This is a genomic window from Streptomyces synnematoformans, assembly GCF_039531005.1.
Classification (GTDB): Bacteria; Actinomycetota; Actinomycetes; order Streptomycetales; family Streptomycetaceae; genus Streptomyces; species Streptomyces synnematoformans.
Window position 1 is genome coordinate 1 of the sequence record NZ_BAAAPF010000250.1, and the last position, 10641, is coordinate 10641.

Here is a 10641-nt window from a genome sequence, read left to right on the forward strand (position 1 = left end):
GCCGCCCCCGCGGGTGAGGTGGGCGCGCCCGGGGAGGGTGGGCGCGGACCGGCGGCCTCGGCGAAGAGCCGGGCCGCGGTCTGCGGGGCGCCGTCGCGCTCGTGCAGGTACGCCGCCACGGCCGCGTACCGCGGCAGCGCGGGGTCGAGCCCGGCCAGCGCGGCCAGCCCGGCCCGGGCGCCGTCGGCCTCGCCCACGGCGACGGCCCGGTTGAGGCGGGCGACCGGGCTGTCGGTGAGGCGTACCAGCTCGTCGTACCACTCGACGATCTGCACCCAGTCGGTCTCCGCGGCGGTCGGGGCGTCGGCGTGGAGCGCGGCGACGGCCGCCTGCGCCTGGAACTCGCCGAGGCGGTCGCGGGCCAGGGCGCTCTGGAGCACCGCCACGCCCTCGGCGATCATCCGGGTGTCCCACAGGCCCCGGTCCTGCTCGGCGAGCGGCACGAGGCTGCCGTCCGCGGCGGTCCGCGCCGGGCGCCGGGCGTGGTGGAGCAGCATGAGCGCCAGCAGGCCCGCCACCTCCTCGTGGCGGGTCCTGGCGGCCAGCTGGCGGGTGAGGCGGATGGCTTCGGCGGAGAGGTCGACGTCGCCGGAGTAGCCCTCGTTGAAGACCAGGTAGAGCACGCGCAGGACGGTGGCGACGTCGCCGGGCTGGTCGAACCGGACGCCGGCGACGGTCCGCTTGGCCCGGCTGATCCGCTGGGCCATCGTCGCCTCCGGCACCAGGTAGGCCCGGGCGATCTGCCGCGTGGTCAGGCCGCCGACCGCGCGCAGCGTGAGCGCGACGGCCGAGGCCGGGGTGAGGGACGGGTGCGCGCACAGGAAGTACAGCTGCAGCGCGTCGTCCACCGCCGCGCCGGGGCCGGGCGGCGGCTCGGCGTCGACCAGTTCCTCGCGCCGCCGGCGGGAGGAGTCGGCCCGTACGGCGTCGAGGAACTTGCGCCAGGCCACGGTGATCAGCCACCCCTTGGGGTCCCGCGGCGACTCGCCCTCCGGCCACCCGCGACGCACGGCCTCGACCAGGGCGTCCTGCACGGCGTCCTCGGCCGCCGCGAAGTCGGCTCCGCGGCGGACGAGCACGCCGATCACCTCGGGGACCAGCTCCCGGAACAGCGGCTCGTTCACCTGATTCCTCCGAGGACGCCCCGGCCTTCAGACCGGGGAGGAATCGGACCTCTGCGGAGCAGGGCAGGGAGAGCCGAGTCGCCGTCAGGGTGATTCGGTGTCCGCCACGGCGGCGTCGCGCTCGGCCTCCAGCCGATAGACGATCTCGGAGTTGAGGGACCGGCGGGCGGACTTGGCCGCAGCGGCCAGCCACGCGTGCAGGTCGACGGGCAGACGGAGCGTGATGCGCTTCTCTTCATCCATGACCTCAGAGTAGTGGTTTCCTGCCTCTTAAGTAGTGGTAGAGTGGTGTCGTGACGGCAGGGCAGGCAGCGGGGGAGGATGCCGGGCACGCCCGGTATACCTACCGGCTGCGTGTGTCGTCCACCGCGCTGGCTGGCCTGAACGCCGAGTGGGCGCGCTGCCGGTGGATCTGGAACGAGTGCGTGGCCATGTCCCGCAAGGTCCACCACCTGAACAAGGACGCCACCAAGGAGACGACGTGCGGCCCGGCGCAGCTCGACAAGATGCTGACCGAGGCCCGCGCCACGATGGCGTGGCTGCGCGAAGGCAGTTCGGTGTCCCAGCAGCAGGCTATCCGCGACTTCGCGAAGTCACGTGCTAAGGCGCTCAAGGACATCAAGGCCAGGCTGCCGCAGCAGCGGCGCGCCGGGATGCCCAGGGCCAAGCGGAAGCGCGACGCGCTGCCCAGCCTGAACTACACACGGCGCGGGTTCCGGCTGAAGAACGGACGCCTCCACGTGGCGGGCGGCATCGAGCTGACCGTGGTGTGGTCGCGGAACCTTCCCGCAGATCCGACCAGCGTCCGCGTGTACCAGGACAGCCTCGGGCACTGGTACGCCTCGTTCGTCGTCGCGACCGGGGTGCAGCCGCTCCCGCAGACGGGCGCCGTCCTGGGAGTGGACTGGGGCGTGGAGCAGACCGCGACCACCACGTCCAGCGCCCATGACCTGCCGCACGCCGAGCACGGCAAGAAGGCCCAGGCGAAGCTGTCGCGGTACGACCGCATGATGGCCCGCCGCAAGCCGAAGAAGGGCCAGCCCGGATCGAAGGGCTACCGCGAGGCGAAGAAACACCGGGCGAAGACGTACGCGAAGATCGCCCGGCAGCGTCAGGACACCGGCCGCAAGTGGGCGAAAAAAGTTGCCCGCGACCATGACGCCGTGGCGGTGGAGAACTTCAAGCCGAAGTTCCTCGCGAAGTCGACCATGGCCCGCAAAGCCGCTGACGCCGCCATCGGCGCCACCAAGACAGCCCTGATCGAGATGGGCCGCAAACACGGGCGGGACATCCGCCTTGTCAACCCCGCGCACACCACCATGGACTGCGCGTCGTGCGGAGCGAGAACCAAGCACGCACTACCTCTTTCCGAACGTACCTACACGTGCACCGCGTGCGGAGCAGTGTCCCCCAGGGACAAGAACTCAGCCCGCGTGATGCTCGTCCGGGCTGGTCTCAACCCGGCTGGTGCCGAGGGCGTAAGACCTCCGGGAGCGCTGCTCCCGGAGGCAGCCTGAGCCAGAAATCCCTCTCATTCATGAGGGGGAGGATTCAATCGGTGACCACGCAGTCCCCGCCGTAGAACGGGCGGACCTCCAGCCACTCGTGGATCGGCTTCCCGCCCGCCCCGGGGGCGGCGGACAGCTCGCCGGCCAGCTCGATCGCGCGGTCGCACGAGTCGACGTCGACCACGATCCAGCCGGCGATCAGGTCCTTGGTCTCCGCGAACGGCCCGTCGGTGACCGGCGGGCGGCCCTCGCCGTCGTAGCGGACGAAGGTGCCCCCGGGGGTGAGCGCCTGCTCGTCGACGAACTCGCCGGTGTCCTGCAGCCGGGCGGCGAAGTCCCGCATGTACCGGACGTGGGCCGTGACCTCCTCCGGCTCCCACTGGTCCATCGGGACGTCGTTGACCGGCGCGGGCGCGCCCCGGTAGTGCTTGAGCAGCAGGTACTTGGCCATGGTGGTCTCTCCTTGCCGAGGTACGGCCCATTGTGGCCGTGTGCACCCCTGGGACGGGGCCGCGCGGGGGTTCTCGACATCTCGGCGGGAGATTTTTCAGCAGGCTTCGGCAGGCTTCGGCAGACTCGGAGGCTCCGGGGCTGCGCCCCGCCACCGGGGGGCCTTCACGGTGGCGGGGCGCGGTCCGTACAGGTGCGGCCCGGCGCTTACGCGCAGGGGCCGAGGTCCTCCCACACGCCGGTGCCGGCGCCGGGGGTCTCGCCCCGGGTCCACCACTTGGCGCGCCAGGTGTGGCCGTCGTGGGTGACGGTGTTGCCGCCGGTGTACACCGAGCCCGCGTCCCACGGCGCCGCGGTGCACTCGTCGGGCTCGCCCGGACCCGGGCCGCCGTCGCCGCCGATGTTGACGTCGATGCAGGAGTAGAAGGCGTTGCCGGTGTCGTAGACGTTCCAGACGGCGAGGACCTTCTGCTTGCCGGTGAAGTTGCCGAAGTTCACGTTGTGGTACACGTCGGCGGGAGGCTGGGCACCCCCGTCGTTGAACTCGGCGATCTTCGTGCCGCCGATGAAGTACTGCCAGGTGCTGGTGCGGTGGCGGGCGGTGAGGTGCCAGCTGAACGTGGTCGAGCCGGCGACCGGGCTGACGCGCCAGCCCTTGCTGTCGTCGTTCAGCTCGGCGAACTGCCCGTTGCCGCCGCTGCAGCTCGTCAGGCCCTTCGGGCCCTCGACGCTCTGCGGCTCGTACTTGATCTGGCCGCAGCTGACGACGCCCTGCGCGCACTGGTCCTGCCGGCTCGACGGGGACGTGACCCAGCCGTGTGCGCTGGCCGACGGGGCGGGGAGGCTCACCGCCAGGACGGGGGCGACGGCCGCGCCGACCACTGCCGCCAGTCTTCGTTTCGTGTGCATGTCAACTCCTGGGGTCGCGTGACATGGGAGGACGCGCATGTGGCCACGGGTGGTCCCGCGGTTCGCCGTCCGCGCACGCTGCTTTCGCGCGCTGTCGACTGCGGGCGGGCGAGCGGGTGTTGGTCTAGACCTTATCCAATGACGGGGTACGGTCAAGAGGTAGAGACCAATCAAGTGCGCACGGGACTCCACCGGTCTGGACAAGTCCGCTCAACCGGCCGCTCCACGGCCCCGTCGTCCGGCACCAGGAACGGCGCCAGCAACTCCGGCACCGCCTCCTCCGCGAACCGCAGCCCCTGCGCCTCCCCCACGTCGTACGCCGCGTACGCCTGCGCCCCCGCCGCCGTCGTCGCCCGCAGCGTCACCAGCCCCGCGCGGCGCTGGAACAGCGACTGCCGCACCGTCCAGCCGACCACCCCGTCCCGCCGCAGCGCCACCGTGGAGCGCCGCAGGGTGCCGCTGCGCACCACCAGGTACGGGCCCGCCAGCCCGTGCCCCAGGCTCCGGTACGCGTCCCGCGCCAGCAGCGCCGCCGCCGGCAGCAGCACCGCCGCGGTCGCCGCCCCCGCGTACGCCAGCCCCCGTACCGACAGCGCCGCCGCCAGGAGCAGCAGCACCGCCACCGGCACCAGCGCCGCGCCCAGCGACCACCGCAGCCGGCGCGCGAGCGCCGCCCGCGGGTGCGGGGCCAGCTCCGGCCGGGTCAGGGCGACGGGGGCGCGCAGCACCCGGGCCGCCACCTCGTCGGCGACGGCACGCGGGGCCGCGGGCAGCAGCGTGCTGAGGTCGTTCTCCTCGCTGTCCCTGCGGGACAGGCCGGTCGCGACCGCGTCCACCCGCGCCGCGCCCGACAGCCGTACGCCCAGCGGCTCCACGACGTCGACGCCGCGCAGCCGCGCCTCCTCCAGCGATATCGACCGGGTCGTCAGCAGCCCGCGCCGCACGCGCAGCGTGCCGTCCGGCTCGCGCTCCAGCCGGTAGTTCCACCACATCTCGGCCCACGTCCCGAACGAGCCCACGACCCCCGCCGACAGGAACAGCAGCGTCAGGGCCAGCACCGTCCACCCTGCCGGCAGCGGGCTGAACGTATCCCGCACCAGGTCGACGACCGTCTCCTCGGCGCCGAACCACTGGCTGACCTGCATCACCGCGCCCCACCCCGTCATCGCCAGCAGCGGCGTGAGGAAGGACAGCGGCGCGTAGCGGATCCAGCGGGGGACGAGGGCCGCGAGCCGCCCCTCCGTGCTGCCGCCCGCGGCGGGCCCGGCCCGGCGCAGCAGCGCGCGCCGCAGCGACTCGCCCTCCGCGCGCCGCACCGGCGACAGCTGCAGCGGGGACTCGCCGCCCGCCGTCTGGTCGCCGGTGCCGATACGGACCTTCACCAGGCCGAGGAGGCGGAGGAGGGGGTGCGCGGTGAGGTCGACGGAGCGGATCCGGTCGCGGGGGAGGGAGCGCCGGGTCGTGAACAGGACGCCGGTACGCAGCTCGACGCGCTCGGCGCCGACGCGGTAGCGGGTGTGGCGCAGGCGCAGGACGTCCACCGCGAGCCCGCCCGCGAGCAGCAGCGCGGAGCCGGCCAGCACCCAGGCCACGGCGGCGCGGAAGGGGATGTGGGCGGCGAGCCCGGCGCCGACGGGGACGCCGGCGCCGAAGGCGGCGCCGGCGAGGAGCTGGGCGGTGACGAGGAGGGAGAGGGGGTGGAGGCGCCGCCAGGGGGCCGCGTCCGGGGGTGTGCCTGCGGGGGCGGTTGCGGCGGCGGCTGCGGTTGCGCCCGGGGCCGTGTCTGCGCCTGAGTCCGTGCCGGCGCGCGTTTCCGTGTCTGCGTCTGCGCCCGCGTCTGTGCCCGCGTCTGTGCCCGCGCTCGTGTCCGCGTCCGTGTCCGCGTCTGCGTTCACGTCGCGTCCCCCGGGGTCTTCTGCGTCGCCAGCGCCAACTGCTCGGCCAGCTCCGCCGCCTCCTCGTGGTCCAGCGCCTCGATCCGCAGCGCCCCCTTCGCCGACGCCGTCGTCACCGTCACCGCCGCCAGCCCGAACGCCCGCTGCAGCGGCCCGCGTTCGGTGTCCACCGTCTGGATCCGCGACATCGGCGCGATCCGGGAGTCGACCCAGAAGTAGCCGGTACGGACGTACACCGCGTCGTCCGTGACCTCCCACCGGTGCACGCGGTAGTACCACGCCGGCAGCCCAAGACCCGCCGCCAGCCCCGCCGCGGCCACCCCCGCGCCCGCCACCAGCAGCCAGAACCGGGCCGGCCCGAGCAGCGCGCCCAGCACCGCCAGCACCCCGGCCGGCACCGCCGCCGCCAGCAGCAGCCGGGTGCGCCACCACGCGACGGCCCTGCGGTCCACGCGGTGGTGCGGCGGCCGGAGCCGCAGCCCGGCCGGGTCGGGACCGCGGTTCCGACCCTCTCGATCTATGCCCACAACCTGCACCGTACGTCCTGTCTCCGCCGGTCACCGCCGGGTACGGACCGTTTCGGCCGCCGCCGCGGGCTCGTACTGCTCCAGGAAGAGCTTGCCGACGAGCGCCCCGCGCGTGGAGACGCCGGTCTTGTCGAAGACCGCCTTGATGTGGTCGCGCACGGTGTGCGGGGAGAGGAACAGCTCGGCGGCGATGCCCTCGGTGGCCAGGCCGCGGGCGAGGAGGCGGGTGATCTCCAGTTCGCGGGCGGTCAGTTCGTACGCGTCGGCGAGCAGCGGGGCGATCTCGGCGGCGGCCGCGGGCTCGATGACGACGGCGGTGGACCGGGCGGCGCCGTCGGCGCCGTGGAGGCGGGAGGCGTGGCAGGTCAGCCACCGGCCGGCGGCGGTACGGAGCCGGATGCGCGGTGCGGGCGCGGGCGGCGTGGGCGGCGCGGGAGGTGCCCCCGCCGTCGCCGCCCGGGCCTGCAGCACCACCCCGTGCAGCCACGCCGGCACCGCAAGACCCAGCGCCGACGCCCGCGTCGGCCCCGGCGGGAGCGCGGCGAGGTGGCGGCGGGCGGCGTCGTTCGCGGAGACGAGACGGGCGTCGGCGTCGAAGAGCAGCAGCCCGGGCTCCTCGCGCCCCGCCGCCTCCCGGCGCCCCGCCGCCGCCTCGCGCCCGGCCGGCTCCGCACCCGCGGGCGCCGGCTCGGCGTACGAGCGCAGCCGGCGGGCCAGCGGCGTCGTCAGCCCCGCCACCACCCGCTCCTCCGCGGCGCTGAACGGCGCCCGCCCGCGCTGCCGGAACAGGCTGAGGTGCCCCTGCGGCCGGCCCCCCACCCGCAGCACCGCCCGCAGCTCGTCGTGCAGCCCGCGCGGCCGGAGGAACCGCCGGTAGATCGCCGCCCGCTCCGGCTCCCCGCCGGTGGACGCGTGCAGCGCGGCGACCGGCACCCGGGCCCGCGCCAGGTCCGCGAAGCGGTTGACGCGCTCGTCGAACAGCTCGCACTCCCAGTAGTCCCAGCAGCCCCGCTTGTCGGTGTTCTCGGTGCGTACGGGCGCGGTCATCAGCCCGGTCGCCGGGTCGGTGGCGCGCCAGACGGCGGAGTCGTACGGCAGCAGCCGGCGCAGCTGCGCCGACACGTCGGCGAAGAGCGCCAGCGCGTCGGGGGCGCGGTCGGCGCGGGCGAGCAGCTCGCCGCGCACCGCGCCGCGCGCGGGCGGGGTGCGGGCAACGGGTGTCGGCACGGTCGTCCACCTCCGACACGTGCAACGGCCGGGGGCGATCCCGTGATTCCCCTCAATTGAGGGATGGGTCGGCACGGGCGCCGGACGGAGAGTCGCGGACATGGAGTTCACTCACGTGCAGCCGGGCGAACCCGGCTACGAAGAGGAGTCGGCCGGCTTCAACCGGATCGTGGCCCACCGGCCGGCGCTCGTCGCCGCCGTGACGTCGGTGGTGGAGGTGCGGGCCGCCGTGCGGTACGCCGCCGAGCGCGGCATGCCGGTGGCCGTGCAGTCGACGGGCCACGGGCCGGCGGCGGCGGTCGGCGAGGACACCCTGCTCGTGTCGGTGCGGCGGCTGCGGGGCGTCCACGTCGACCCGGTCGCCCGTACCGCCCGGATCGCCGCCGGCACCCGCTGGCGGGAGGTCGTCGACGCCGCCGCCCCGCACGGGCTGGCCCCGCTGTGCGGCTCGTCGCCGCTGGTCGGCGTCGTCGGCTACACGCTGGGCGGCGGCCTGGGGCCGCTGGCCCGCACCTACGGCTACGCGGCGGACCACGTCACCGCGGTGGAGCTGGTCACGGCCGACGGGCGGCTGCGGGAGGTCACCGCCGAGCGGGAGCCGGAGCTGTTCCGGGTGCTGCGCGGGGGCGGGAAGAGCGGCTTCGGGGTGGTGACGGCGCTGACGTTCCGGCTGGTGCCGGTGGCGCGGCTGTACGGGGGCGGGCTGCGGTACGCGGGCCCGGACGCGGCGGCGGTGCTGGGCGCGTGGCGGCGGCTGACGGAGACGGCGCCGGAGGAGCTGACGACGTCGCTGGCGCTGCTGCGGCTGCCGCCGGGGCCGGGGGTGCCGGAGGAGCTGGGCGGGCGGCTGACGGTGCACGTGCGGGTGGCGCTGGTGGGTGAGGGGTCGTCGGCGGGGGCGGCGCCGGGGCCGGGGCCGGGGCCGGTCGGGGCGCTTGAGTCGCTGGGGGAGCGGTTCGTACGGCCGCTGCGCGAGGCGGCGACGCCGTTCGCGGACACGGTACGGATACGCCCGTACGCCACCGTCGCGGAGATCTTCGAGGACCCCGTCGAGCCGATGCCGTACCACGAACGCGGCATCCTGCTCCGGGAGTTCGGCGCGGACGCCGAGGCCGCGCTGCTGACGGCGGCGGGGCCCGGGGCCGAGTGCCGGGACTGGGCGGTGGAGCTGCGCCACCTCGGCGGCGCGGCCGGACGCCCGGCGCCGGTGCCGGACGCGGTCGGCAGCCGGGCGGCGGCGTTCGCCCTGACGACGCTGTACGGGCCGGGCACGGACAGCGGGGTGCGGGCGGCGCTGGGCGCGTGGTCGACGGGGGGCCGGTACGTCAACTTCCTCGCGGGCCCGGGAACGGAGTCGCTGGCGGCGGAGGCGTACGACGCGGAGACGTACGCCCGGCTGCGGGCGGTGAAGTCGGCGTACGACCCGGACGGCGTCTTCCGCCACGGACACGCGCTGCCCCCGGAGGGGAGCGGTGGCACGATCCCGGCCACACCGCCGAACGGGCCCGAGCCCCCGCAAGCCGACACGCCCCCCGGCTCCGCCGCCGCCCCCGGCGGAGCCGCGTCGGCGGGCTCCGGCCCGCCCGGCGCTGATGCGGCGTCCGGGACGGCCGCGGGTCCTTCCGGCGCCCCCGGACCGGCGGGCTTCGCCGAGTCCGGCCCCGGCCCGCGACGGCGGCGCTGACGCGGTCGCCGGTTCCGCCGGGACCGTCGCTTCCGGCGACGGCCGCGCGGTCGCGGTGGCGGACGCCCTCGCTTCCGGCGGCGTCCTGCCAACCGGCCGTGTTGCCTCCGGGGTCACCGGATCCCGCGTTGATGCGGCGGCCGCGACGGCGGACGCGTCCGCTTCCGGCGGCGTCCCGCCAACCGGCCCTGCTGCCTCCGGGGCCGCCGGATCCGGCGTTGCTGCAGCGTCCGGGTCTGCCGTGTTCGACCCGTCCGGCGGGACCGGGGGAGGCGGCGCCGACGTGGTCGCGGGCTCTGCCGGGACTCCCGCTTTCGGTCGTCCCGTCCGCACCCGCCGGAGGCCCGCGTGAGCGCCGCCGCCTCCGCCTCCGCCCCCGCCCTCCGTTCCGGCGGCGGGGCCCGGTCCGTCGGGTTGCGGCTCGGGGCGCTCTTCGGGCCCGCCGTCTTCGGCGTCACCGCCGCCGGCGTCGCCCTGCCCGACGTGGCCCGCGGGCTCGACGCCTCGCCGACCGCCGCCACCTGGGTGCTCACCGCCCACGCCCTCGCCCTCGGTGTCGGCACCGCCCTCGCCGGGCGGCTCTCCGACGCCCTCGGCGTGCGGCGCACCCTGGCCGCCGGCGCCGTGGCGCTCGCGCTGGGCGCCGTCGTGTGCCTGCTGGCGCCGACCCTCGGGGTGCTCGTCGCCGGGCGGTTCGTGCTGGCCGCCGGGTCCGGGGCGATGACGGCCGGCGCGCTGGCGCTCACCGCGGCCACCGCGCCCGCGCAGCGCGGGCAGGTGCTCGCCGTCTTCGGTGCCGTCATGGCGGTCTGCTCGGCCGCCGCGACGCTCGCGGGCGGCGTGGTCACGGAGTGGGCCGGCTGGCGGCCGACGCTCGTCCTGCCCGCGCTTTCCCTCCTCGCCCTGCCGTTCTGCCTGCGCCTCGCGCCCTCGCGCGGCGGCGCGGGCCGCGCGCCCGATCTGCCCGGTGCCGTGCTGCTCACGCTCACCGCCGCGAGCCTGCTCATCCTCATCCAGTCCACGACGCTCGACCTCCCGCCCGCGGCCGTCGCCGGCACCGCGGCCGTGCTGCTGGCGGCGGGGGCGGGCTGCGCGGCCCGTACGGTGCGCAGGCCCGCGGGGTTCGTCCCGTATGACCTCGTCCGCGACCCGCTGTTCCGGCGCGCGGCGGCGACGGGCGCGGGGGTGTACGCGGGGCTGTTCGGCGCGATGTACGCGGTGCCGCAGCTGCTCGTCCGCGAGCACGGCTGGAGCGTCTTCGCGGGGGCCGGCTGGCTGCTGCTCGGCGCGGTGGCCATCGCGGGGCTGTCGCGGGCG

The 10641-nt window shown here is 75.9% G+C and carries 9 protein-coding genes and 1 pseudogene; 3 read left to right on the plus strand and 7 right to left on the minus strand.

Annotated elements, in window-relative coordinates:
- A pseudogene (locus ABD317_RS27480) lies at positions 1-1124 on the minus strand (RNA polymerase sigma factor); the annotation flags it as partial.
- A gap of 84 nt (positions 1125-1208) precedes the next feature.
- The gene (locus tag ABD317_RS27485; protein ID WP_344293020.1) at positions 1209-1367 is read right to left on the minus strand and encodes a toxin-antitoxin system HicB family antitoxin; all 159 of its coding nucleotides are present in this window, start codon (positions 1365-1367) and stop codon (positions 1209-1211) included.
- A gap of 50 nt (positions 1368-1417) precedes the next feature.
- Here ABD317_RS27485 and ABD317_RS27490 point away from each other — a divergent pair, with 50 nt between their 5' ends.
- Complete coding sequence (locus ABD317_RS27490) at positions 1418-2641, plus strand: RNA-guided endonuclease InsQ/TnpB family protein (RefSeq protein ID WP_344293022.1); 1224 nt, start codon at positions 1418-1420, stop codon at positions 2639-2641.
- Between the two features lie 34 nt (positions 2642-2675).
- Here the strand turns inward: ABD317_RS27490 and ABD317_RS27495 are convergent, their stop codons facing one another.
- The 5 genes from ABD317_RS27495 to ABD317_RS27515 all read right to left on the minus strand — a co-directional run bounded on the left by ABD317_RS27495 (position 2676) and on the right by ABD317_RS27515 (position 7640).
- Positions 2676-3083: a YciI family protein gene (locus tag ABD317_RS27495; RefSeq protein WP_344293024.1), complete on the minus strand. Its 408-nt coding sequence runs from the start codon at positions 3081-3083 to the stop codon at positions 2676-2678.
- A gap of 206 nt (positions 3084-3289) precedes the next feature.
- Positions 3290-3991, minus strand: coding sequence for a lytic polysaccharide monooxygenase (locus ABD317_RS27500; protein ID WP_027756109.1), 702 nt, complete (start codon positions 3989-3991; stop codon positions 3290-3292).
- A gap of 170 nt (positions 3992-4161) precedes the next feature.
- On the minus strand, positions 4162-5886 hold the full coding sequence (locus ABD317_RS27505; protein ID WP_344293027.1) for a PH domain-containing protein: 1725 nt from the start codon (positions 5884-5886) through the stop codon (positions 4162-4164).
- Positions 5883-6422, minus strand: coding sequence for a PH domain-containing protein (locus tag ABD317_RS27510; protein ID WP_344293029.1), 540 nt, complete (start codon positions 6420-6422; stop codon positions 5883-5885). The genes ABD317_RS27505 and ABD317_RS27510 overlap by 4 nt, the downstream gene beginning before the upstream one ends.
- A 21-nt stretch (positions 6423-6443) precedes the next feature.
- The gene (locus ABD317_RS27515) at positions 6444-7640 is read right to left on the minus strand and encodes a LuxR C-terminal-related transcriptional regulator (protein WP_344293031.1); all 1197 of its coding nucleotides are present in this window, start codon (positions 7638-7640) and stop codon (positions 6444-6446) included.
- Positions 7641-7740: 100 nt separating this feature from the next.
- On the opposite strand from ABD317_RS27515, the gene ABD317_RS27520 reads away from it, so the two are divergent.
- Both ABD317_RS27520 and ABD317_RS27525 read left to right on the plus strand, forming a co-directional pair.
- Positions 7741-9324, plus strand: coding sequence for an FAD-binding protein (locus ABD317_RS27520; RefSeq protein ID WP_344293033.1), 1584 nt, complete (start codon positions 7741-7743; stop codon positions 9322-9324).
- Between the two features lie 348 nt (positions 9325-9672).
- Positions 9673-10641: MFS transporter (locus ABD317_RS27525; protein WP_344293035.1), on the plus strand; the 969-nt coding region annotated here is incomplete at its 3' end.